Origin of the sequence: Kordia sp. (assembly GCF_050633145.1) — a bacterium.
Taxonomy (GTDB): domain Bacteria; phylum Bacteroidota; class Bacteroidia; order Flavobacteriales; family Flavobacteriaceae; genus Kordia.
On record NZ_JBOEFY010000061.1, the window covers coordinates 478 to 25,009 of the forward strand.

19 protein-coding genes are annotated in these 24,532 nt (G+C 34.2%); 10 read left to right on the forward strand and 9 right to left on the reverse strand.

The annotated features are described in order from the left end of the window. Nucleotides 1-1,082: 1,082 nt before the first annotated feature. Together ACRBBL_RS23010 and ACRBBL_RS23015 are read left to right on the forward strand one after the other, a co-directional pair. The gene (locus tag ACRBBL_RS23010; RefSeq protein WP_431371448.1) at nt 1,083-1,775 is read left to right on the forward strand and encodes a sensor histidine kinase; all 693 of its coding nucleotides are present in this window, start codon (nt 1,083-1,085) and stop codon (nt 1,773-1,775) included. Further along, nucleotides 1,772-2,515 (forward strand): LytR/AlgR family response regulator transcription factor, encoded by a 744-nt coding sequence (locus tag ACRBBL_RS23015; protein WP_431371449.1) that lies wholly within the window; start codon nt 1,772-1,774, stop codon nt 2,513-2,515. The genes ACRBBL_RS23010 and ACRBBL_RS23015 overlap by 4 nt, the downstream gene beginning before the upstream one ends. Before the next feature lie 367 nt (nt 2,516-2,882). Here ACRBBL_RS23015 and ACRBBL_RS23020 read toward each other — a convergent pair whose 3' ends face one another. Further along, a complete protein-coding gene (locus ACRBBL_RS23020) occupies nt 2,883-3,554 on the reverse strand; it encodes an outer membrane beta-barrel protein (protein WP_431371450.1) in 672 nt (223 codons plus the stop codon). 306 nt (nt 3,555-3,860) lie between these two features. On the opposite strand from ACRBBL_RS23020, the gene ACRBBL_RS23025 reads away from it, so the two are divergent. The 6 genes from ACRBBL_RS23025 to ACRBBL_RS23050 all read left to right on the forward strand — a co-directional run bounded on the left by ACRBBL_RS23025 (nt 3,861) and on the right by ACRBBL_RS23050 (nt 8,661). Next, a complete protein-coding gene (locus ACRBBL_RS23025) occupies nt 3,861-4,190 on the forward strand; it encodes a hypothetical protein (protein ID WP_431371451.1) in 330 nt (109 codons plus the stop codon). 343 nt (nt 4,191-4,533) lie between these two features. After that, a complete protein-coding gene (locus tag ACRBBL_RS23030) occupies nt 4,534-4,782 on the forward strand; it encodes a hypothetical protein (protein ID WP_431371452.1) in 249 nt (82 codons plus the stop codon). A 197-nt stretch (nt 4,783-4,979) separates the two neighbouring features. Further along, nucleotides 4,980-5,690: an ABC transporter ATP-binding protein gene (locus tag ACRBBL_RS23035; RefSeq protein WP_431371453.1), complete on the forward strand. Its 711-nt coding sequence runs from the start codon at nt 4,980-4,982 to the stop codon at nt 5,688-5,690. A 2-nt stretch (nt 5,691-5,692) separates the two neighbouring features. Continuing rightward, nucleotides 5,693-7,099 carry an ABC transporter permease gene (locus tag ACRBBL_RS23040; RefSeq protein ID WP_431371454.1) on the forward strand — a complete coding sequence of 469 codons (1,407 nt, stop codon included), beginning with the start codon at nt 5,693-5,695 and terminating at the stop codon, nt 7,097-7,099. A gap of 1 nt (nt 7,100) precedes the next feature. Then, complete coding sequence (locus ACRBBL_RS23045; protein ID WP_431371455.1) at nt 7,101-8,516, forward strand: DUF3526 domain-containing protein; 1,416 nt, start codon at nt 7,101-7,103, stop codon at nt 8,514-8,516. Between the two features lie 13 nt (nt 8,517-8,529). Then, a complete protein-coding gene (locus ACRBBL_RS23050) occupies nt 8,530-8,661 on the forward strand; it encodes a hypothetical protein (protein WP_431371456.1) in 132 nt (43 codons plus the stop codon). A 238-nt stretch (nt 8,662-8,899) separates the two neighbouring features. Here the strand turns inward: ACRBBL_RS23050 and ACRBBL_RS23055 are convergent, their stop codons facing one another. Then, the gene (locus ACRBBL_RS23055; protein ID WP_431371457.1) at nt 8,900-9,280 is read right to left on the reverse strand and encodes a Fur family transcriptional regulator; all 381 of its coding nucleotides are present in this window, start codon (nt 9,278-9,280) and stop codon (nt 8,900-8,902) included. A gap of 75 nt (nt 9,281-9,355) precedes the next feature. Here ACRBBL_RS23055 and ACRBBL_RS23060 point away from each other — a divergent pair, with 75 nt between their 5' ends. Then, entirely contained in the window at nt 9,356-9,772 is a 417-nt protein-coding gene (locus ACRBBL_RS23060; protein ID WP_431371458.1) for a MerC domain-containing protein, read from the forward strand. Between the two features lie 16 nt (nt 9,773-9,788). Then, nucleotides 9,789-10,103 carry a hypothetical protein gene (locus ACRBBL_RS23065; RefSeq protein WP_431371459.1) on the forward strand — a complete coding sequence of 105 codons (315 nt, stop codon included), beginning with the start codon at nt 9,789-9,791 and terminating at the stop codon, nt 10,101-10,103. Nucleotides 10,104-10,122: 19 nt separating this feature from the next. Here the strand turns inward: ACRBBL_RS23065 and ACRBBL_RS23070 are convergent, their stop codons facing one another. From ACRBBL_RS23070 to aceB, 7 genes are all read right to left on the reverse strand, one after another. After that, nucleotides 10,123-11,313, reverse strand: coding sequence for an LETM1-related biofilm-associated protein (locus ACRBBL_RS23070; protein ID WP_431371460.1), 1,191 nt, complete (start codon nt 11,311-11,313; stop codon nt 10,123-10,125). Nucleotides 11,314-11,387: 74 nt separating this feature from the next. Next, nucleotides 11,388-11,891 carry a superoxide dismutase family protein gene (locus tag ACRBBL_RS23075; RefSeq protein ID WP_431371473.1) on the reverse strand — a complete coding sequence of 168 codons (504 nt, stop codon included), beginning with the start codon at nt 11,889-11,891 and terminating at the stop codon, nt 11,388-11,390. 101 nt (nt 11,892-11,992) lie between these two features. Beyond that, nucleotides 11,993-13,909 (reverse strand): alpha/beta fold hydrolase, encoded by a 1,917-nt coding sequence (locus tag ACRBBL_RS23080; protein ID WP_431371461.1) that lies wholly within the window; start codon nt 13,907-13,909, stop codon nt 11,993-11,995. Nucleotides 13,910-13,912: 3 nt separating this feature from the next. Beyond that, a complete protein-coding gene (locus ACRBBL_RS23085; RefSeq protein ID WP_431371462.1) occupies nt 13,913-17,116 on the reverse strand; it encodes a WD40/YVTN/BNR-like repeat-containing protein in 3,204 nt (1,067 codons plus the stop codon). Nucleotides 17,117-17,561: 445 nt separating this feature from the next. Further along, entirely contained in the window at nt 17,562-20,846 is a 3,285-nt protein-coding gene (locus ACRBBL_RS23090; RefSeq protein ID WP_431371463.1) for an amidohydrolase family protein, read from the reverse strand. 358 nt (nt 20,847-21,204) lie between these two features. After that, nucleotides 21,205-22,839 (reverse strand): isocitrate lyase, encoded by a 1,635-nt coding sequence (locus ACRBBL_RS23095; protein WP_431371464.1) that lies wholly within the window; start codon nt 22,837-22,839, stop codon nt 21,205-21,207. 73 nt (nt 22,840-22,912) lie between these two features. Further along, the gene (gene aceB, locus ACRBBL_RS23100) at nt 22,913-24,511 is read right to left on the reverse strand and encodes a malate synthase A (protein WP_431371465.1); all 1,599 of its coding nucleotides are present in this window, start codon (nt 24,509-24,511) and stop codon (nt 22,913-22,915) included. Nucleotides 24,512-24,532: the final 21 nt, after the last annotated feature.

Here is a 24,532-nt window from a genome sequence, read left to right on the forward strand (position 1 = left end):
TTCGTTGTATCGAGAAGTACTATGAAGTTATAAATGCTAAATGTTAAATGCTGAATTTTAAATTGAAAAAGATTTCTTTTAACAGCCAACAGTGAAAAAGCCTAAAAGCAAAGCGCTCTAACAATCTAAAAGTGCTTGTGCTGAGCGGAGTCGAAGTAAAGCAAGTCTAACAAAAAACAACTCACTAGCTCCAAACAACAGCTCACTATCATTTTTTTTACCAACATATTTGTTTTATTGACTTTTATACTTGAAATTTAAAAACAAGTATGATGACAACAAAACGAACACTTATTTTATTAGGAAGAATTCTTCTTTCAACAGCAGTTCTAATATTATTTTTTTTCAGCTTAGAATATATGAATTCTCTCAACTTAGAAGATCATAGCTATGTACACTTCTTAAAAAGGTTTGGAGAAATGATCGTTGATCTTTTCATACTATTTTCAGCATTCTTTGTCACAAACGAATGGTTGCGTATAAAAAATAAGACACACAAACCTTTTCCATATTTTTTGTATACCATTGGAATCCCAATTTTAGTTACTATCGTTATATGTACTGTTATATATTACGTAAGGTATTCAGGAAATAAGTCTATCTTTTCATTATACTTTGAATCAAGTTTCTACGTAGGTATTATAATGTTTTTTCTAGCGATTATTCACTATTTAAAATATAATTTTAAAACGAAAAACAGTATTTCTAAGAAACTAGCATGGAAGACTAAAAGCATATATAAAAAGGTGTTTTTGTATGCATTGGTACTTACTTTTTTGTACATAATTTATATAGCTATATTTTATATAGTTCATGGAGGTGTTGGAGCGAACTACTTGAGTCTTGATTTCCTCTTTCTTATCGGGAAAGAGTATGCATTTAATTTTTGCATTGCCTTTATATGCTGGCATCTCGTTGTATTATTTTATAACTATTTAGAAACAAAAGTTTCAATTTTAGGTTCACTAATTGTAACTACATTAGGAATTTTTATAATCATGCAGTTTCTAATAAATATATATTCTTTTCTCAAACTATTCATGTATGTTGATTATGATATAGTTATAAAGACTTTTAATTTTATGTATTTAATTATGGAGATTGGAGAAGTGAGCATATTTGTAATTATTTGTACGTTGTGTTATCAGTTTTTATACTTTAACGAAACGCGTTCAACAGAGCAACTCGCTTTTAAAGCAGAAATAGGCAAGCAAACTGAAAAATATGAGAGTTTACGCCGTCAGTTGAGTCCGCATTTTTTGTTTAATAATATCAATGTATTGACCGCTTTAATTGAAGAAAATCCGCAAAAGGCAGTTCGTTTCTCAGAAGCATTAGGAAATATTTACAGACATTTTTTGCGTCAAGAAGATGAAGATGTAGTTTCGTTAGAAAGCGCACTTTCGTTTTCAAAAGACTACTTAGAATTGTTGAAATACCGTTATGAAGAAGCATTTCAGTACGTTCTGCCAGAAGCAATCGCTTCAAACCAATATATCATTCCATTGGCGTTGCAACAAGTGATTGAAAACACCATCAAACATAACGAGGTTTCAAGAGAAAAACCATTACAAATTACTATTGGGATTCAAAACGATTATATCATCATTCAAAATACAAAACAACTCAAAACAACCGTTGAAAATACAAAAGGAACAGGCATTGAAAACATCCAAAAACGGTATGCTTTTTTAACTGAAAAAGAAGTTGTTATTGAAGATGAAGTCAATAGTTTTACAATAAAACTGCCACTTTTAAATATGGAAAACGCATGAAAGCATTAATTATAGAAGACGAAATTCCATCAAGTAGAAGATTGGCGCGAAAATTAAATGAAGCTGAAGTTGAGGTTGTAGCAGAACTTTCTTCAGTAAACGGAGCGATTTCATGGTTGCGTAAAAATGAACATCCTGCTGTATTTTTTGTAGATATCAAATTAGGTGACGGATTGATCTTTGATATTTTTAAAGAAGTAGAAATTTCAAGCTATATCGTTTTTACTACTGCTTACGACATGTATGCATTACAAGCTTTTAATTATAAAAGTATTGCGTATCTATTGAAGCCAATTACAAGCGAAAAATTACAAGAAACAATTGCCAAAGTACAGAGCTTTCAATCAATTCCGAATCAATTAGAAGAAATTCAACAATTAGTTCACTATGCCAAGGAAACAACATCCAAAGAGAGTTTTGTAGTGAAGATTGGGCGTAAAATTAAAATCATTAAACTAGAAGAAATTGTTTGTTTTTATAGTGAGCACAACACAACGTTTATTCACACAAAAAACGATCAATCTTTTCCAATAGATTATTCGCTATCTCACCTAGAAACCGTTTTGCCAATAACAACGTTCAATCGTGTCAATCGTAAATTCATCGTACACAAAAGCTATATCCAAGACATTGTAAGCTACACCAACTCCCGATTGCAAATAAAATTGCATCACTTTAATGAGCAAGAAATTATAGTAAGTAGAGAACGTGTAAAAGACTTTAAAAATTGGCTGAACTAAACTTCGACTCCGCTCAGTTTACTTATTTTTGAATAACGAATAACGAATAACGAATCAACAAAAATTAGAACCACTTACGTCACTTCGAGTGGCGAATCGCAGATTCGTTGTATCGAGAAGTACTTTGGGAATTATAAATGTTAAATTATAAAAGTAAAAGTTGTATTTCGATACGTCATTACAAGGAGTTGTGACGAAGTAATCAGTTTGTATAACACCAAACGTCACTTCGAGTGGCGAATCGGAGATTCGTTGTATCGAGAAGTACTTTGAAAGTATAAATGTAAATGTATTTTCGAATAAACAAATAAAAAAAACATCTAAGAGCGCAACGATCTTAAAAACGAAGCGCTCTAAACTAAAAGGTTTATAAGTTAATTGTAAATAACAATCCAGCAGTATTCACACTTTTAATTTTTTGTTTATTTGTGATGTTAACATCTGATGCAGTATCAAATCGGCTAAAATCTCCTTGTGTATTCAACATCAATCCAAGACTGATTTTTTGATTAAAGTTATATGACATTCCAATCCCTGATTGCAATCCAAAATTCCAACCTTCATAAATGTCTCCAATAGTTGTATTGCCTGCAAAACTAAAATCATCTTTAAGTATAGTTTGTGCATAAAAACCAATGTTCACAACCAAACGTACTTTTGGCGATACATTGTAATTTCCGCTCAATAAAAGTGGAATTTTAAGTGTACCACGTTCATGATAAAAATTTTGTCCAGCATTATCAAATCCAGTTCCAGAAAGTTGATTAAATCCAAGTCCCGTTGCAATTCCATAACGTTTACCAATGCGATAATTTAATAAAACATCAAAAGTACTCGCATCTAAGTTGTAGTTAGGTTGATTGTCATTGTCCACTATTCCATATCCAACACCTCCATATCCAACAATACTAAACTTTGAATCAGATCCGTGATCATGATGACCGTATCCGTGATCTTTGTTGTTATCATGATCATTTTGCGCGTTTATTGTAAAAGAAAAAATGAGGGCTAAAAGAATACTAAAATTAAGTTTTTTCATCTGATGTGTTTTTTAATTAATATCTCTAAAGTAGGTGCAAAAATTGAGAATTTTAAAAAAAACTACTCGTGATTCATAAATTAGCGCTTACAATTCTTGAAATACAAGATGTAAAAAAAGAATCCTTTTTTTCAATCACTAAAGCGTATAGTCCATTCACTTCATAAATTCGTCTAGTAACTCATTCATCTTTCTTTTTGCTTGATAATCAGTCATCTTCGAACTGTATTAATCATAAATAATGCAAAAGGCGTTATGCAGAAAAGCCTAAAATAGAGTAAGCATTCAATCTAAAAATTTTAAATTATGAGTTTAGTAGGAACATACGAAAACGCAGATTCAGGAGCAGTATTACAAATCACAGACGCAAACAACAGCAATGGGCAAGGTAAAGGTCTTTTTATATTGGGAGACGTAAATATTCCAGTTTCAATTCACTATCACTTTGTTGCGAGCGGTTTCAAAGGAACAACACTACTTGTTGATGGATTTCAAGACGATCCTAACCATTATATTGGTAGTGCAGGATCTACAGACACTACAACTGGAGAGAACGGAATTCGATTATCAGGTGGGTTAGCGGTTGAAAACATTGTAATTCCATTTTCAGGAATGTTCGCAAAGAAACAATCATAAGCGTATACTAAATCCAAAAGCATTCTTTTGCAAAAAGGATGCTTTTCCTTTTGGAAATATCAAGGATATAAAATTTTACTCTTCATCCAAAACCCTAACTTATAAATTAATCCTAAACAGTATTAATTCCAAAGATGTTTTGCCTCTGAGTAACTTCTTTATTTTAGATCGTATTCTTAAATCAGATTAAATTTTCAATGATAGATACAATATGCACTTAAAAATATTAACACAGTTTTAAAAATATTTTACTTAGTTTTGAAATGTGACTCATAAATCAATCATACTCAAATTACAGAGTTTGCTATTATTGATCATTTTTATTTTATTAAAAATGGGCATTATGCATTCAATTTCTCATGCGTTTTCTCATGATGAAATTGCTGATTGTGAAGATTGTTTTTTGATCATTGATGCTAATGAGAAAAACCTATTTGATTACCATACAGCTGCAAGTGAAGAGACATCAAGTATTGTTGAATCTATTCACAAACCAATTACATTACTGTATAAAAATCCAATCATTAGAGTTTATCACTTTTCTAAATTCTTCAATAAACCTCCGCCATTTAAGGCATCTACATTAGGATAAACTTTTTTATCAATTACGATTAGACATGACTTATAGAGTAATGACTTGCAATATATATTGCGAGCAGCTGTAATTTATTCCTATTACTAATACTCGTGTAACTGTCTCAGTCAAATTTAACAACCAAAACATCAATCAATGCCTAAACTGTACTGAATTATAGTGCAATATAGGTGCAATTTTCAATATTAAAATTTATGATACTTATCAACAACCTTACCAAGAAATATGGTGACTTAACTGCGTTGGATTCACTTTGTTTAGAGGTGAAAGAAGGCGAAATATATTGTCTTTTAGGCGCTAACGGAGCAGGGAAAACGACAACAATCAATCTATTATTAGGCTTTATAAAACCAACTTTAGGAAGCGCATATATAAACGATATCAATGTTGTAGAAAAGCCAAAACTTACAAAAAAACACTTAGCATATATTCCAGAAAATTTGATGCTTTATCCAAGTTTGAGCGCTATAGAAAATCTTGATTATTTTTCAGGAATCGCCAATAAGAACTTTAATAAACCAGAACTAGAAGCTTTTTTAGAAGAAGCCGGATTACAGTCTTCAGCTTTCAATAAACCTGTTGCGAAATATTCAAAAGGAATGCGACAAAAAGTAGGTATAGCCATTGCATTAGCAAAAGATGCCAAAGTATTATTGTTAGATGAACCAACTTCAGGATTAGATCCAAAAGCAAGTAATGAGTTTGGAGAATTATTGCAAAAGTTAAGAGAAAGAGGTGTAGCAACCTTAATGGCAACACATGATTTGTTTCGTGCGAAAGAAGTAGCCACAACGATAGGCGTTATGAAAGACGGACAGCTAAAACAACAATGGGCAGTTGACGAACTTTCACTTAAAGAATTAGAAGATAGTTACTTAGAAACAATGTCATATAATTCGTTATAGCCATGATACAGCATACCTTTAAAAAAGAAATGAAAGAATTATGGCGTGATGGTCGTGTTAGAATTGCTTTTATCATTGTATTGTTTTTAACAGCAATTGCTGTATTGATTAGTGCAAAACATTATCAAAACATAAATAAACAATATCTAGAGGCTAGCTCAAATGAAAGGGAAGTTTGGGATAATCAAGGTGAAAAAAATCCGCATTCGGCTGCACACTATGGAACCTATGCGTTTAAGCCTAAATATCCTTTGTCCTTGCTAGATCAAGGTGTTGATAAATACACAGGAACTTCTATCTTTTTAGAAGCGCACAATAGAAACGAAGCACAATTTATCGCAGCTTCCGATCAAACAGGATTGGCTCGTTTTGGAGATTTAACTCCAGATTTTATCTTACTATTTATCATTCCATTATTACTTATTCTAGTCGCATACAATAGTGTAACTAAAGAGAGAGAACGAGGAACACTTACACTCTTAAACAGTCAAGGAGCCATCGCTTGGAAGATAATTTTAGGAAAATGGATTGCAATATTTTTACCTGTTTTTATTATTGCCTTTCTGCTATTTTTAATATCAGGTTTTGTGTTATCCAGCTTACCCGATTTTCGAGTTTTTAGTTGGGCATCATTATGCACACTTTTTGTTACGTATATAATCTATTATGCAATCTTTATCAATTTAATATTGATTATTTCTACCTCCGTAAAAAAATCTGGAATTTCCTTAGTGATGTCGTTAAGTGTTTGGATTTTAGTGTGTTTGGTGCTTCCGAAAATGGCAAGTAATCTAGCAGAATATAAATATCCATATCCTACGCGGCAAGAATTTAGTGCGAATATATCTAAAGATAAAAAACTCGGATTAGATGGACACAATCCTTGGAGCAAAGCAGCAAAAGAACTAGAAAAGCAAACTCTTAAAGAATATGGAGTAGATAGTTTGAGCCAGTTACCTTTTAATTATGATGCTTACAGAATGCAAAAAGGGGAAGAGCATGAAGCCGAAATATACTTCAAACATTATAATTATTTAAAGGAACAATATTCCAATCAAAATAGTATCTATCAAAAAATAGCAGCCATTTCACCGTATTTGCCAACACGATTTTTGAGTATGGCAATTGCGAAAACCGATTATACTACACATTGGGATTTTGCAGATGCTGCTGAAAACTATAGGATTCAAAGTCAAAAATTTCTGAACGATCATTTTGCAAAAGAATCGAAGTTGGGCGAATGGAACTTTAAAGCTAGTGCTGGTTTTTGGAAACTATTGCCAAAATTCAAGTATGAACCGCCATCATTGCTAGAAACGATTAAAACCAATACTTCTAGTATCATCATTATGTTAGTTTGGTTATTTGGCTCTTTTACACTGTTGTTTTTCACTTCTAAATCACTTTAAAATGTTACGATATAACTTTAAATATGAATGGCTCTTACTAATTCGTAATCGTTGGATTCAATTACTAAGTATTTTGTTACTCTTACTTTTCGGATTTGCAGTATATAATGGTATTCAAAAAGTAAATGCACGCCAGGGAAACATAAAAACTGCTTTGACAGATTTTGAAACAGAAGAAAAAGAAACGCTAAGTGTACTAGATTCTATTGAAAAAGGGCATAAAGTAAATAGATCTCGATGGACACTGCCATCAAGACCTATTGTGATAGGAAATAGGTTGCCAAGAGTTGTAAGTATGCCGCCAAAATCAACAGCTTTTATAGCAACTGGTCAATCAGACTTATTCACGCATTATGTAAGACCAACCGTTACAGGTGACGATCTTTCCATTAGTTACACAGAAATGACAAGTCCTATACAATTACTTTTTGGGAGTTTCGATTTGGCATTTGTCATCATATATCTGCTTCCGCTTTTAATCATAGCTTTTTCATTTAATGTATTAGCTTCTGAACGTGAAAGCGGAACCTTAAAACTATTAGCTTCTCAACCTATACGTATCCGAACCTGGGTTTTACAGAAGTTAGGATTGCGCTTTTTTTGGCTAGTTTTATGTATTAGTATTACGCTTTTGCTCGTTTTTGCCATTTTTTCATTTGATTTTTTAACCAATGGAACCGCATTAATCAGCTTGCTACTATACATCATCGTATATGCTTTATTTTGGTTTGTATTGGCTTTTGCAACAAACATTTGGATTCATAGTTCTGCTAAAAACGCAATTGTACTCATCGGTTTTTGGGTGTTATTTGTGTTATTATCACCATCGATCTTAAACCAATTAAGCAATACATTCTATCCAATGCCTTCGCGTAGTTTAATGCTCAATAAGATGCGTACGTTAAAAGCAGAAGCGACAAAAAAGCAAGATGAAATTTTAGATAGCTATTTAAGAGATCATCCAGAATATGCAATTAATGATAGTACACAAACAAGAAACTTCTATCATCGATATATGGCAACGCAAAATCTTGTTAAGAAAGAATTAAATCCAGTAGTTAAAAAGTTTGAAACACAGCTTCAATATCAGCATGAGTGGGCAAACACATTTAGTTGGTTTTCACCAGCATTGACCATTCAAAATGCATTAAATGATTTGGCAGGAACATCTGAAAAAGACTATCAACAGTTTAGATATCAAAGTTTGGAATTTGCGCAAAAGTGGAGAGAATCTTTTATTCCGTTTATGTTCAACAATCAAAAGTTTAAAAAGAGTGATTATAAAAATCTTCCTGCGTTTCAATACGCTTATAAAAATGGCGAAACCTATGTGAGAATTATAGGATTACTCGGGATGAGCTTTGTAATAATGTTGTTGGTTTTTGTATTGAAACCTAAAAAAGCCTCAATTTTTTAATCGAACTATAGGTTTGGATAATAGTTTTAATGCACAACCAGCACCATTAGATTTTGGAGTACACTATACAAATCGTGACGAAAAACAAACCATTGCTGCTATGGCAGCACGCCAATATAAAACTATGGTAAAGAAGATAATTTAGAAGAGTAAAAGTATCGTTGATTAGCACTGCGATAGTCCCATTGTGCTTTCATTAGTTTGGAAGTGCAATGGTTTTTATAAACAAGATAATTCATAAGTAGAATGACCTATAAAAATAATTTAGAAAAGTAAAAGTATCGTTGATTAGCACTGCGATAGTATCCATTGTGCTTTCATTAGTTTGGAAGTGCAATGGTTTTTTTGCCAAATTGAAGGATACATGGTTGTCGTGAAAAATATTACAAACAGTTTTCACATCTGCCAATTAGTAATATTTGAGAAAAATCAATGGTTCTATTGGGTATTTTGGGAATGTTCATGGTAACTGACAAACAATCTACTTTACCGCAATCTTGACATTGAAAATGTGGATGAATATCTGAATGATGAGAAGCTGTACAACCACTCGTACAAGTAGCGTACCACTTAAGACCATCTTTGCCCATAAATGAATGTACAATACCGTCACTTTCCAAGCGCTCAAGAATTCTGTAAATAGTTGTCTTATTCATCTTGTCTTTTAAAAAATCAATAAGTTTCACTACAGAAAGCGCATCTTTATTTTCGTCAAAAATGTCTACTATAGTCTGAACAGATTTTGTCTTTCTTATCACTCCCATAAAACAAAATTAAGATTACTTAGTTGCATTAGCAAAAAAAATAATTACTTTTGCAACTTAGTTGCATTAAAGAATATGGTTTTATACAAAAAAAAGTCAGATACAATAGGAATATATGCAAGCGGTCTATGTTTAGTGCACTGCTTGGCTACACCTTTACTTTTCATAGTTCAATCACAAATGATTTGCTGTGAAGCTTCGGTTCCAGTTTGGTGGAAAGCTCTAGATATATTTTTTCTAGTAATTTCTTTCTTTGCTATTTATTGGTCGGTAAAATCAACCAGTAAAGAGTGGATGAAGTTTGCATTATGGAGTACGTGGTTGTTTTTAAGTGTAATCATAGTCAATGAAAAAGCACAATGGTTTTCTATACCAGAGTCTGCTATTTATGTTCCTTCTTTAGGCTTGGTGTTTCTTCATTTTTATAATAGAAAATATTGTCGCTGCAAAGATGATCAGTGTTGCATTCACAAGGATAGCGTAAACGAATAATACTTATTTTTTATACATGAAGAATTGTACTATTAGCTCACTTGAAAAATTTAAGGTTTCAACTCAGTATAAACTAGTGGAAGATTACATCTACAAAGATTTGAAAGATACTGATGGGTTTTCTGTTTACAGAATAGGAATTACACTTGATATTGTACATGAAAAATACACGCTACAAGAAATAGAAGCGTTTGTAGAACCTCATTTTCTGTATGTTGAAAAAGAAGTAAGTGATGCAGGAAATACAATTCAAAAATATATTTTGGGAGGAGAACTAGAAGATTTACAAAACTTCAAATCGATCATCCAAAATACAAGTGCAGCAATCTAAAAGTAAAGTGGTTAAAAAATTATTCTTCTTCCTCTTCATCCAAACGATTATCGTCAAAACCAGAAGGCAAAATGTTCGGAATATATTTAATCACAATTGGTAACAATAACATTCCGCCAGGAAGCATAAAGATTGCCAAACTTGGAATACTTTTAAAAATATCTAACAATTGTTCTTTTACACGTTTTTGTTCTTCATCAGAAAGTGATCGTGTAGTAGATTGTGTCAATAAAATCATCAACTCTTTGCTTTCATACAATTCCGTACCCAAACGTTTTTTATTTCGGTTGATGAGCTTCTTTACCATGTTGCTAGAGTTCTCATAAAAACTCTGAATCATATTGCGCGATTTTAATAACGCAACTTCATCTTTATGTTCGGTGTAAAAAGTAACAATATCAGCCGAAGCCTTCATAAGGTCTTCGTTGGTGAGTTGCAAATCGTTTCCTAAACGCTCTAAAAAAGCATGCTCATCATCATCAATAATCTTGTCTGTCCAAAAGGTCATACAAACCAAATCGACGATGTAATATTTTGTGAGTTGATTGGAAACATTTTTAATCACTTCCTCATAACTCAATCGCTCTCTATGGTCATAACGGAAAGAAGATTCGAAAAGTTTAATTAAACTTTTATCGTATTTAGTTTTCTCTGTTTTTAAATCTAAAGCAGCAAAAATGATCGTTTCAATCGTAGCTTCCAAGTCACGTAAATACTGATCGGTAACTTCGCCAGATTGTAAATACTTTTCGTACGCTAAAACATCTACAAATAGAAGTGTATTGGTAATGAGGTAATTGAAGTTTTTTGTAATGACATTATCATCAATAGCAATTCGCTTATTAATCATGCTTTCCAGCAGGTCATACGACTTCTTTTTCCCCAAAAATAATTCTTGAAAAAATGAACTTTTAAAATCATCTATAATATTATAGAAATCAGTGACGGAATCTACAAAAACACGTTCCGAACCATAACTCTTATGAATAAAATAAAAAGAAAGAATCATGTTTGTCTTACACAATTCTTCATGAGTAAGATCGGTATCTTCAACAATATCGAAAATTGCTTTTAAATTGGTTCCATACACAAAGCCACAAACTTTCAATTCGTTATACAAATCATCAAGCGAGTAGGTAACAGGCGTTGTTTCCTTAGAATGGTATTCGGCTAATAATTTTTTGATCCAGCCTTTAGCAGATGGGTTCATGTTCATTTTAATTCTATACAAAATAAAGCCACTTTTTTCAAAGTAGCTTTATCAATATACTATTTTTTTACGTTTTATTTAATAATTCCGCCGCAACTTACACGTGCGCCAGCATTTCCAGATGGTTGCGATTTTCCATCGTCTACACCTGCGTGAACAATGATCGATTTTCCAACAATGTTTTTAGTTTCATCGTCACAATCAATACACCATTCATCTGTTGAGAAAGTAACTGTAGCTTGTCCGTTATCTTCTGTTTCAAAGTTTCCAATATCTCCTCTGTGGTATCCAGTTTTTGCGCCCCATCTTCCATGTGGTTGTCCAGTTGGATTCCAGTGTCCTCCAGCAGATTTTCCGTCAGCAGAAGTACAATCAGCTTTTTCATGAATGTGAATTGCATGAACGCCAGGAGTTAAACCATCCATAATAGCTACCATTTTCACTTTTCCTTCTTCAGTTTCTGTAAAACTTACAGTTCCCGTAACTTTGCTACCGCTTTTTGCTTCTAAGTCAAATTTAATTTCTTTGCCTCCTGATGAACAACTAGTTGCGATGAACAACAGTCCAACGAGCATCATGAATATTCCTTTTCTCATTATTCTTGGTTTTTTGTTAGTGTTTCTAAAATATGTTAACAAGGTAAGTAGATATTAAAACAAAAACAAACTATTACAATTTCTTAGTTTTTAAAATCTTCTTTCTTTTTAAGATACTTATCTAAAAATGAGAGGATTTGACTATTGGCTTTTATCTGATTTTCTTTTTTAACAAAACCGTGTCCTTCATCTTCAAACAATAAGTATTCCACAGGAACCCCATTTTTCTTTACACCAGCTACAATTTCATCCGATTCTACTTGTAACACTCGCGGATCTTTAGCACCTTGTAAAACCATTAAAGGTTTTGTTACTTTATCTGTGTGAAATAATGGTGAAATTCTTTTGAGGCGAACAGAATCTGCTGTATGCGGATTTCCTAATTCATCATACAATGCATCTTTGAACGATTCCCACCATGGTGGAATGTTTTTTAAGGTGCGAATCCAATTCGTTACACCAAAAATATTGACACCAACTTTAAACTCTTCAGGTGTATATGTCAAGGCAGCCATGGTCATATAACCACCATACGAGCCGCCCATGATTCCAATTTTTTCGCTATCAATTTCAGATTGAGAAGCCAGCCAGTTTTTACCTTCTACACAATCTTGTAAATCACCTTCTCCGTGATTTTGATTGTCCATCTTATAAAACGTTTTTCCATAACCACTACTTCCACGGTTATTAACGGCTAATATGGCATATCCATGATTTACTAAATACTGAATTAATGCACTAAATGATTGTCTCGATTGCCCACCAGGACCACCATGAACCCAAACCATTGCAGGAACTTTATTTGTAGCAGAAGCTTGTTTTGGTAAGTAATAAATTGCAGGAATTACTGTGCCATCAAACGATTTGTAACGAACAACTTTTGCAGTTACCATATCGTCAATATTCACTTCTTTGTTAAGAGTATTGGTAAGTTGTGTCAACTCTTTAGTTTTCAAATCATACACATACAGGTTTGAAGGTGTGTTTGAACCACCAACATACAAACGCATTTTAGTTTCATCTCTAGAAAAACTAAGATTGGTAATACTTTGATCGCCAAAATCAGGTAAATCTAGCTTTTTTCCTGTGGCAACAGTTATAATTTCAATTGCATTTTTAGCATCTTCATTCATGTATGTAACACGATATGTTCCATTTTCCGAGATATAACTTCCCATGATATCCCACGATTTCTCTAAAACTTTTTCGTGTGTTCCATCAGCCAAATTATACTTCATTAAATAGCCAAATTCGCCTGTTGCATCGGTAGTATAAAACAATGTAGTATTGTCGCTTGAAAATTCTTGTGCATTATTTGCGCTTGCGCTAGAATTTACTTTTGTCAACTTTTTAGTTTGTAAATTATATACAAATAAATCATTGTCATTCGTATTGATACTTTTTCCTAGTGCTAAATAGTTTTTATCATCTGAAATACTACCAAGTCCATAACCATTTTCATTTTTATAGATCAATTTTGACGTGAATGTTTGTGCGTCCATTTCATACAAATCCATAAAACGATTGTCGCGTTCGTTAGACTGATAGAAAAAACTTTTCTTGTCTTTCGACCAACCAAAGAAAGAAGCTCTAGCACCTTTTTTAGCTGTTAATTCTTGAGAAGTTCCATCGGTATTTTTAACGAAAAGGTGAAAAATTTCATCACCGTTATTGTCCATTCTATATAAAATACGTTCATCTTCTGGGAAAAACGAGATAGAATATACAGAGGCACTATCTGACTTTGTAATTGGAGTATATTCACCGCCTTTTGCAGGAATGGTATACATATTAAAAATTCCTGAACGGTTACTCGTGACTAATAATTTTGATTTATCAGGAGAAAAGCTCCCGCCACGAACACTTTCATTGTCCATAATTTGAGCAATCGTATATTCTTTGACTGATTGCGCTGTGTCTTTCTTTTCATCCTTCTTTTTATCATTTTCACACGAGAAAAAGAAAATACTGAGTATGCATAATAGACTTAGTTTTTTCATCTGTTAGTTTTTTAATTGAAATGATTTGGTTTCTTTAAATGGCTTAATGTCAATTTGTTCCATTTTTGAACGATATGCGTTCCACTCATCAGTAAAGAATACATTTGTTTTGTTCAATGCTTCTTTGAGTGCGTCTTCAGCATGCTGCATTAATTGACGTTCTGTAGTAGTCAATCCAGTTTGACGTGAACCAGTATACCAACCAGCAGCTCCAATACGTTGCATGACATTTACTTCAGGATTTCGTGTAATTCCTTGTCGTTTGTCTTCTTTTCCTAAATACAACGCAATAACTTCATCAATTCGTTTGATAATATTTTTCGATTCTTTGATGGCTTCTTTGTGCTTTTTCTTGTCTAACTTAGAAAGTGTCGTTTGATATTTTTTAGCTGCATTTTTGCTTTCAACCAATTGCTTTACAGCGTCAGCAGCAGTTTGACTCATGTTTTGAATTTTCTTTCCAGCTGCATACGTTTCATCAATATTTTTTTGAGAAACTTGTAAACGTGGATCGCTTGCTACTTTAATAGTCGTTTCAGAAGTTTGATCGCCATAAGTCATTTTCAACTGATACGTTCCTGGTTTTACGGACATTCCACCGCGTTCGCGTTTTGACTTACGAATTGTTCGTGAAGGTCTATCAACACCTTTTTCGTTCATTCCCCAAAACATTCTGTGAATTCCATTTTCTTTTGGAGCTTTATTTTTTAGGGTACGAATCAACTTTCCATTGTTATATACTTCCAATTTAATAGAATCCCATTTTACTTTCTTTTCCTTTATTTCGTCTTCATCAGCCTCTTTCTTCTTATCCTTTTTAGGAGGTTTAGGCATCTTTTTCTTTTTGATGTAATACGAAATCATAGCACCACCTCTTTTATTTTCTCCATGATAAGTTGCATCTGCACCAAAACGACTTCCTGTAGGTTGTTGATAGGCCGCTTGATATGCTGTTGGCGGTTCAAATAATGCGATATTTTTAGATAAAATGCTTTTGTCACCTGCAATAGCTCGCAACGGACGAATATCATCTAAAACCCATGCAGCTCTACCAAAAGTACCAATCACTAAATCTTGTTCACGTGGCTGAATCACTAAATCTTTCGTAGAAACTGTTGGAAAACCTGCGGTCCATTTTTGCCATTTATTCCCAGCGTCAAGCGAAATATACAAACCATCATCTGTTCCTAAAAACAATAAATTTTTATTCTCAGGATCTTCCACGATTGATAAGGTATAACTTTTTACATCAGAAGCATCTACAATGCGTTCCCACGTTTTACCATAATTTGTAGTTCTATACGCATACGGTTCATAATTGAATCTTCTGTAATCATTAGCAACCAATAAAGCTTCTCCTTGTTTTTTGTTTGAAGCTTTCACTTGAACAATCCAGCTTCCTTTCGGCAAACCTTTGATGTTCTTGGTAACTTCTGTCCATTCTTGTCCGCCATTTCTAGTCACATGAACACGTCCATCATCAGTTGCTGCCCACAACATATTTCGTTCTAGGAGAGAAGGTTCAATCACTAAAATAGTACAGTGATTTTCTGCACCTGTAGCGTCCATTGTCAATCCGCCACTTTCTGCTTGTTTCAATTTTTCAGGATCATTCGTAGACAAATCATCCGAAATCACAGTCCAAGTCAAGCCTTTATCAGTGCTTTTATGTACAAACTGACTTCCAAAATAAAGCGTGTTATTATCAAAAGGATCAATATTTATCGCAGCGTTCCAATTGAAACGTAATTTTACATTTGCATCAGGATGTGTTGGTTTTACGGTGTAATTATTTCCAGTCATCCAATCGTAACGAGATACAAAACCTTGCTGACTCATTGACCAACCGTAACGAGAATCGTCTTTGTCTGGTACCACGTCAAATCCGTCACCAAACGAAATTTCTTGCCAATATGAATTGCGAATTCCTTGTGCACGCCATACATACGCTGGTCCGCGCCATGAACCGTTATCTTGCATTCCGCCATATACATTGTACGGATATTCGTTATCTACATTAATATGATAAAATTGGGCTACAGGAAGATTTCCTATAAAACGCCACGTTTGTCCACGATCTTTGGTGATATTCATTCCTCCATCATTTCCGTCAATCATGAATTTTCCATTCGTAGGATGAATCCACCATGCGTGATGATCTGGATGCACACCATTGCTTACTCCGTACGCTGGCATGAGTTGTTTGAAGCTTTTCCCACCATCTTCAGAAACATTTACATAGGTAAAAATTGTATAGAGTCTATTTTCGTTTTGCGGATCAACATAAATTTCAGAATAGTAAAACGGACGATTCCCAATACCAGCTTTGTCATTTACTTTTGTCCACTTAAATCCGCCATCAGTACTTTTGTACAACGCATTCTTTTTTGCTTCAATCAATGCATAAATAATGTTTGGACTGCTTGGCGCGATGGCAACTCCGATTCTTCCCAAATCACCTTTTGGCAATCCTTCTTTATCACTTAATTTTTTCCAAGTTTTTCCACCATCATGTGTGATGTGTAATCCAGAACCTTTTCCTCCAGATTTGAAAAACCATGGATCGCGTTTGTGTTCCCACATGGAAGCGATTAGTTTATTTGGATTTGTAGGATCCATCACTAAATCGGCAGCTCCAGTTTTGTTATTTGCGAATAGAATTTGTTTCCACGTTTCTCCGCCATCAGTTGTTTTGTATACACCGCGTTCTGGATGTTCTCCCCATGGAGAACCAATTGCAGCAACATACACTACATTAGGATTTGTAGGATCGATAATCACACGATGAATATGTCGCGTTTTCTCCAATCCCATGAGTTTCCAGTTTTTTCCACCATCTAAGGATTTGTAAATTCCGTAACCGCCATTCAAACTGTTTCTAGGATTTCCTTCTCCAGTTCCTACCCAAATCACACTCGGATTGGATTGTTGAATGGCTACAGCTCCGACAGAAGCCGTCACTTCTTTATCGAAAAGTGGTGTCCATTTAATGCCGCCAGAAGTAGATTTCCAGAGTCCTCCAGAAGCCGTTCCGACATACATTACATCTGGATTTTCGGTTACGACATCAATTGCTGTGACTCGTCCGCTCATTCCGCCAGGTCCAATATTCCGCGGTTTCATGTTTTTTACCGTTTCCATAGAGAAATCTTGCGCAGACATCCCAATAACGGAAAAGGTGAGTACTAGTAGGATTAGTTTTTTCATTTTAGGTTGGTTTTGGTTTTTGATTGATGATTTGTTTATCTGTTGTTTGTTGTCTGTTGTTCGTTTATACTGAGCTTGTCGAAGTGTCTTTGCGAGCGTTTTAAAAAAACGTGTGGCAATCTGTTTCTCAACAAGCAGATTACTTCGTCGCAAACTCCTCGTAATGACGTTTCAAAGCCATTTATAATTTCATAGAACTTCTCGATACGATTTTCTGCGAAAATCACTCGAAGTGACGTTCGAAAATCATTTATAATTCAGTATTTCAAAGAGATGTTTTAAAAAACTTTTACATTTAAAATTTATAATTTCATAGAACTTCTCGATACAATTTTCTGCAAAAATCACTCGAAGTGACGTTTGAAAATCATTTACAATTCAGTATTTCAAAGTGATGTTTTAAAACACTTTTACATTTAAAATTTATAATTCAACATTTATCATTTTACTGATGTCCTAAATGACAACCACAACCTGGACGCATGAAACTATTTGATTCTTCGTGCCAAGGAAATGCTCCGTTATATTTATTATTTTCCCAATAGAATTGTGAACGTTTTTTCGCTTCGTTTCCTATCTCATTCATCGTTTCAGTATCGTACAAACGTCCGTTAATCATGGTGTGTGTAATGCTTTCTGTATTGCGAATGTTTTCCAAAGGATTTTTATCCATGATGATTAAATCAGCAAGCTTTCCAACTTTTAGCGAACCAATATCGTTTCCTGCTCCAATATATTCCGCAGGATTGATGGTTGCAGTTTTTAAGGCTTCCATTGGTGACATTCCTCCTTGTTCTATCAGCCATAATTCCCAATGTGCGCCTAAACCTTGCAATTGTCCGTGTGCTCCCAAATTTACTTTTACACCTTTGTCTGCCAATGCTTTTACCGTTTCAGAAACTAAAATATGTCCGTTTTTATATTCTTCTTCTGGTAACATGGTGCGATGTCTTGAACGCGCATCAATGATTGCTCTTGGCGTATATTTTAATAGTTTTTCATTTTCCCAAACATTTGTTTTTTGGTACCAATAAAATTCACCGTTTACACCACCATAATTTACAATTAAGGTTGGTGTATATCCAGTTTTACTAGTTCCCCACAATTCCAACACATCTTTGTACACAGGCGCAACTGGAATGTTGTGTTCAACTCCTGTATGTCCATCCATAATCATAGTCATGTTGTGATAAAATGTTGATCCGCCTTCAGGAACTACAAATATTCCTTCTTCGCGAGCAGCTTGCAATATTTGCTGACGTTGTTCGCGACGTGGTTGATTGTAACTTTTTACCGATAATGCACCAAATGCTTTTGTTCTTCTGATTGATGAACGTGCATCATCTAAATTATTGACAACCGCTTTAAAATCGCCATCAGCTCCGTATAAGATAAATCCAGTAGAGTAGAGGCGTGGTCCAACGAGTGTTCCGTTTTTTACTAATTCCGATAAGGCAAAAACCGTTTCTGTATTTGCAGAAGGATCATGCGCTGTTGTCACTCCAAATGCAAGATTTGCATAGAGTTGCCAGTGTTTTTGAGTTGTTAATCCATAACGAAATGCACCAATATGTGCGTGCGCATCTACCATTCCAGGCATGATGGTTTTCCCTGTCATGTCATAGGTTTTTGTTCCGTTTGGTATACGAACATCCGTTCCAATAGCTTCGATACGATTGTTTTTTACGAGCACAGTTCCTTTTTCAATGACTTGCTCATTTTCCATAGTGATGATGCGTGCATTTGTAAATGCAATTCGACCACTTGGTTTGTCTGTTTTTATGGTAAGATTGATTTTTGTTCCTTTCGTAGTAATTTCAGTTGCTTTTTCTGGAGAACCTTCTAAGAAAGTGAATTTGTCTTTGATTTCATTTGAGAAATATTCGTCACCTAACGTCCATAGTACTTTTTTACTGTCTGAAGACCAATGCAAGTTTACTCCAGCATCTTTTGCAATTTGAGCTACAGGAAATGCTTTTGTTTTGTTGTCTAAATTTACTTTTTGACCTGTAACAATCATCGGAGCAACATAGGCTTTGTGCAATTGTGAAAATGCTACCCATTTATTATCTGGACTTGGTACAATTCTGTTTGCATATTTTGAGCTGAAGTGTGTGCGTTTGTCTTGTCCTTGAAGATTTACACTGTGTAATGCTTTTGTTAAACTACCAAAATACGTTCCGCCAGTTTGGATAAAGATACGTTTCCCATCTGTCGAGAAAATTGGATATTCACCTTGTGCAGTCACGAGTTTTGCATCGCTACCATTTGCTTTCATTGTATAGATTCCTGCATTTTTAGCAAACGTAAATCCTTGATCGTTGTTTCCGCGTTCTTTTCGGTAGACAATGTGTTTTCCATCAGGAGAAAAAGAAGGCGTTCTAAAACTTCCTTTTTCAGTAGATAATTGCATTGAGTTTCCGCCGTTTATTGAGATTTTTCGAACAGAACCTAAGTTTAAATCATTCCAAGTAACGTATACAATTTCTTTTCCGTCAGGCGAAAAACTAGGTTCCGATTCAAAATCAGTTCCTTTCGTTAATCGTTTTGGTGTTCCGTTTGGTAAATTTTTCTTCCATAAATAACCAACCGCATTAAATACCAACGTTTTTCCATTTGGAGAAGTTACAGCTTGACGAATGACTTTTGCATCAAATTCGTCTGGTGCAACTGGCGTATCAAACGAAACAGCTTCTGCAATTTGAATCGTAGCATTTACCGTAAAAGGAATGTTTGTCACTTTTAAAGAAGAAACATCAATTTTATTAATTTTTCCGCCTGCCCAAAAAACAATTCCTTTGTTATCTGGCATCCAACTAAAGTTTGGATAGACACCAAATATTGCCCAAGCTTCTTGCTGATCTTTGTTTAAAGCATCATATAATGGCCATTCTTCACCTGTTTTTAAGTCGTGCACAAATAAAACCGATTTTGTACGAACTCTTTTGATGAAAGCTAACTTTTTACCATCTCTAGATATTTGTGGACGCGATGCGCCGCCAGGTCCGCCAGTTACTTGTGTTGTTTTTCCTGTTTGGAAATCGTAACGTTTAATGACATAGATTTGTTTGTTAGGATCTTTATTGTATTGAAACGATCCGCCAGGATATACATCTTCACTATAATATAAATAGCGACCGTCAGGAGAAACAGAAGGTTCGTTGACATCTTGCTGTGCGTTTTTCTTTTTGGTTAATTGTAAACCAGAACCGCCAGTTATGTGATACTGCCACATTTCTCCAGCACCAAGTGAACGTTGAGACGTAAAGTGTTTACGTGCTACAAACGAATTTCCATTTGGCATCCAAGTAGCGTTGTTTAGTAAGCGGAAACTTTCTTTGGTGATTTGCTTAGCATTCGCACCATTTTTATCCATTACCCAAATATTATCACCGCCACCAGCATCACTTGTGAATAGAATTTTAGAACCATCTGGACTAAAGTGTGGTTGTATTTCAAATGGAATTCCTGTGCGAAGTGCTTTGGCAGTTCCACCAGAAATGGGAATCGTATAAATATCTCCCATCATATCAAATACAATGGTTTTTCCATCAGGACTTACATCTAAGTTCATCCAAGTACCTTCGTTGGTGGTAAATTTATGGTCTTTGTAATTGAAGTCTCCTTTAGGATTGGAAACATCCCATTTTTCAGCATTTTTTTTGTCTTGTGCAAATAGTGTGCACGCGAAGAAAAGTCCCAAAAGGACAGAAAGATTGGTTCTTAGCATTTGGCTATTAATTTAAGCTTCTAAAATAGCCAATCTTGTGTTAATATTTCTTAAAAGTGTGTTAAGGTGTTTTGTTTAAATCTTAAATATAACATGTATTAGATTCGTTGTTGTAAAATTATTTTTTGTTTGCATGTTTGTTTATAATACTGAGTGACGCGAACTTAATACAATTTTATTTTTATTGATTTGATTTTCAGTATTTTAATGCAAGTGTCAAATCGAGCGCAGTCGAGATTCAATAAAAACAACATATTTTCTATGCTTCTCGACTGGGCTCGAAGTGACAACCGCTTATTCTTAATACGTTAACAGCTTTTGGATTGAATTCACGTTGATGATTAAAACTGTTTTGTATCTATGATGCAAGTACACTTATTTTTTCTTCAACTTTAGCAGTATTACCACGAACTTCAAATTGATTTGAAGTGTTTTTTTCACCGCTTGCTTTTAATGCTTTTTCACCTGCGAAGAATGTTTTGTGATCGTCACCAAGATCTGAACCTGCCATTCTTTGATGTTTTACACAAGAAACACCATTACGAATTTCTTGTCTTTGCACGCCTTTTACATACGCTAACATTGCTTCTTCGCCAAAATATCCTTCTGTTAAATTGTTCATGTGAAGCGCAGTTGTATGATAGGTTGGTAGTGTAATTAGATGATGGAAAATACCTGCTTCTCTTGAACTATCCATTTGAAAAGTTTTGATTTTCTCATCAGCGCGGTGACATAATTCCGATCCATCGTATTGCGCATCCATTAAATTATTACGATCATAAGCTGTCATGTTTTCGCCTTCTAAAAGCATTTCCTCATACGCTTGATTGCGGAAATTTAGAGTCCAATTGAAAGAAGGTGAGTTGTTGTAAACTAATTTCGCATTTGGCACAACTTCTTTCACTCTGTTAACCATGTGTGCAATTTGCTTTACGTTTGGCGTTGGTGTTTCAATCCATAAAAGATCGGCGCCGTTTTGAAGGCTAGTAATACAATCTAATACAACTCTGTCAATATTAGAACCATTTTTAAATTTGTACAAACCATTTGCTAATCTTACAGGACGTACTAATTTGCCATTTCTTTTTAGCAATACTTCATCTTCTTTAGCATCAGCAATTGCTATTTCTTGAGCTTCTACAAAAGCCAAATATTGAGAAGCTAAATCGCCCGGTTTTTCACTCACAGGTAGTTTTTGAGTTAAACCAGCACCTTCAGAATCTGTTCTTGCCACAATGATTCCGTTTTCAATTCCTAGTTCTAAAAACGCATATCTAATTGCATTTAGTTTTGCAATGAAATCTTCATGCGGCACCGTTACTTTACCATCTTGATGTCCACATTGTTTAGCATCTGATACTTGATTTTCGATTTGAATTGCGCAAGCACCAGCTTGAATCATTTGTTTCGCCAATAAATAAGTAGCTTCTTCATTCCCAAAACCAGCATCAATATCTGCTATAATAGGAACGATATGTGTTTCAAAATTATCAATTTGATCTTGCACATCTTCTCCGTTTTCTAATCTTCTAAACAAGTCGTTAAGTTCTATAGCATCTGCTTGACGTAAGAAGTCGTAAATTTCTTTTATGAGTGATGAAACCGCTGTTTTTTCATGCATAGATTGATCTGGTAATGGACCAAATTCTGAACGCAATGCTGCAACCATCCATCCTGAGAGATATAAGTATTTTTTAGCGGTCGTTTTGTGATGTTTTTTTACAGCGATCATTTTTTGTTGCGCTACAAAACCATGCCAGCAACCGAGAGATTGTGTGTATTGTGAAGCATCTGCATCATAAGCTGCCATATCTTCTCTCATAATATTTGCAGTGTATGAAGCGATATCTAAACCAGTTTTGAAACGATTTTGAATCATCATTCTTGCAGCGCTTTCAGAATGTATTTCATTCCAAGTTTCGCCATATTTCTTTTTAAGATTTCGTACAGTCTCTAATGCAGAACTATAGTTTGTTTGTGATAAATTTTTCATAATTTTGTGATACGTTATTACTATTAATAATTAGATCCTGTTGATTGTTGCCGCAATCGCAGGATTGTTTTTTTTAGATGTATTTGTATGCTGGAAGCGTTAAGAATTCTTCGAATTTTTCAGTTAAAACAAGTTTGTCAAAAAGCTCAATAGCCAATTCGAATTTACTATTTCGTATATTCACTTCTCCTATTTCAGTAATTATTTTTTCTATTTCATCGTCAAATAATTCAATGTATAATTCAATAGTGAATTTCCTTCCATCTTCTAGTTTGACTTCATTTTTTAACCATTGCCATAATTGCGTTCTTGAAATTTCTGCAGTAGCGGCATCTTCCATTAAATTATACAGTGCTACCGCACCATAACCGCGCAACCAAGCTTCTGTGTATAAAAGCCCGACGTTGATATTTTTTCTAATTCCTGCTTCTGTAATAGTTCCTTTTGGCAGTTCGATTAAATCTTGCTGCGTAATTTGAATATCGTCACGTGTAACATGTAATTGGTTTGGCGTTTTCATGTGTTTATCAAATTCATTCATCGCAACTGTAACTAAAGCTGGGTGCGCAACCCAAGTACCATCATGTCCATTTTTGACTTCACGCTCTTTGTCTTTTCGTACTTTTTCTAAAGCAGCTGCATTTGCTTTTTCATTGTTCTTGATCGGAATTTGAGCAGCCATTCCACCAATAGCAAGAATACCACGTTTGTGACAACGCTGAATGACCAGTTTTGAATAGGCATCCATAAAAGGAGTTGTCATTGTAACTTGATCACGATTTGGAACTACAAAATTTGGATGATTTCTGAATTTTTTGATGTATGAAAATATATAATCCCAGCGTCCACAATTTAGACCAACAATATGATCTTTTAATTCATAAATGATTTCGTCTAATTGAAAACTTGCCGTAATGGTTTCTACCAAAACAGTTGCTTTAAATGTTCCGTTTGGGATGTTTAAATAGTTTTGCGCAAATACAAAAACGGCGTTCCACCAGCGTGCTTCTGCATAGTGTTCTAATTTTGGTAAGTAGAAGTAAGGTGCAGTGCCATTTTCTACTAAAGTTTTTGTGTTATGGAATACGTACAAACCAAAGTCTACCAAGCTTCCTGAGACTTCTTCATTGTTAATTATAAGATGTCTTTCATTCAAATGTAAACCTCTAGGTCTAACTAACAAAACAGCTATTTCATCATTTAGCTTATATGATTTTTCTCGTTTCGTATCGACTAAAGAAATTGTTCTGTTATTGGCATCCATTAAATTTTGTTGCCCTTCAATACTATTTTTCCAAGTAGGAGCATTGCTATCTTCTAAATCGGCCATGAACGTTTTTGCTCCAGAATTTAGCGCATTGATAATCATTTTTCGATCTACTGGGCCGGTGATTTCTACACGTCGATCTTGAAGATCTTGTGGAATTTCTCCAGCTGTCCAATCATTTTCTCTGACGGCTTTTGTTTCTTTTGGGAATTCTGGGAATTTTCCAGTATCAAAAATCTTTTGTTGTACTTCACGACTTTGTAATAAGGTGAGTCGTTTATCATTAAAGTTTTCATGAAGTGCTGTGATAAATTCTAAAGCGTCATCGGTTAAAATTTCAGGATAATAATTTCGTACTTCATTAGTAAACTGAATTTTTGATTGATTTAAAAGTGTGTTTTCCATGATCTTATTGTTTTACAGGGC

Excerpts from the sequence above, each read along its gene's own strand:
- ACRBBL_RS23010 (WP_431371448.1), top strand. The coding sequence starts at position 1,083 with ATGTATTTAATTATGGAGATTGGAGAAGTGAGCATATTTGTAATTATT.
- ACRBBL_RS23015 (WP_431371449.1), top strand. The coding sequence starts at position 1,772 with ATGAAAGCATTAATTATAGAAGACGAAATTCCATCAAGTAGAAGATTG.
- ACRBBL_RS23020 (WP_431371450.1), bottom strand. The coding sequence starts at position 3,554 with ATGAAAAAACTTAATTTTAGTATTCTTTTAGCCCTCATTTTTTCTTTT.
- ACRBBL_RS23025 (WP_431371451.1), top strand. The coding sequence starts at position 3,861 with ATGAGTTTAGTAGGAACATACGAAAACGCAGATTCAGGAGCAGTATTA.
- ACRBBL_RS23030 (WP_431371452.1), top strand. The coding sequence starts at position 4,534 with ATGCATTCAATTTCTCATGCGTTTTCTCATGATGAAATTGCTGATTGT.
- ACRBBL_RS23035 (WP_431371453.1), top strand. The coding sequence starts at position 4,980 with ATGATACTTATCAACAACCTTACCAAGAAATATGGTGACTTAACTGCG.
- ACRBBL_RS23040 (WP_431371454.1), top strand. The coding sequence starts at position 5,693 with ATGATACAGCATACCTTTAAAAAAGAAATGAAAGAATTATGGCGTGAT.
- ACRBBL_RS23045 (WP_431371455.1), top strand. The coding sequence starts at position 7,101 with ATGTTACGATATAACTTTAAATATGAATGGCTCTTACTAATTCGTAAT.
- ACRBBL_RS23055 (WP_431371457.1), bottom strand. The coding sequence starts at position 9,280 with ATGGGAGTGATAAGAAAGACAAAATCTGTTCAGACTATAGTAGACATT.
- ACRBBL_RS23060 (WP_431371458.1), top strand. The coding sequence starts at position 9,356 with ATGGTTTTATACAAAAAAAAGTCAGATACAATAGGAATATATGCAAGC.
- ACRBBL_RS23065 (WP_431371459.1), top strand. The coding sequence starts at position 9,789 with ATGAAGAATTGTACTATTAGCTCACTTGAAAAATTTAAGGTTTCAACT.
- ACRBBL_RS23070 (WP_431371460.1), bottom strand. The coding sequence starts at position 11,313 with ATGAACCCATCTGCTAAAGGCTGGATCAAAAAATTATTAGCCGAATAC.
- ACRBBL_RS23075 (WP_431371473.1), bottom strand. The coding sequence starts at position 11,891 with ATGATGCTCGTTGGACTGTTGTTCATCGCAACTAGTTGTTCATCAGGA.
- ACRBBL_RS23080 (WP_431371461.1), bottom strand. The coding sequence starts at position 13,909 with ATGAAAAAACTAAGTCTATTATGCATACTCAGTATTTTCTTTTTCTCG.
- ACRBBL_RS23085 (WP_431371462.1), bottom strand. The coding sequence starts at position 17,116 with ATGAAAAAACTAATCCTACTAGTACTCACCTTTTCCGTTATTGGGATG.
- ACRBBL_RS23090 (WP_431371463.1), bottom strand. The coding sequence starts at position 20,846 with ATGCTAAGAACCAATCTTTCTGTCCTTTTGGGACTTTTCTTCGCGTGC.
- ACRBBL_RS23095 (WP_431371464.1), bottom strand. The coding sequence starts at position 22,839 with ATGAAAAATTTATCACAAACAAACTATAGTTCTGCATTAGAGACTGTA.
- aceB (WP_431371465.1), bottom strand. The coding sequence starts at position 24,511 with ATGGAAAACACACTTTTAAATCAATCAAAAATTCAGTTTACTAATGAA.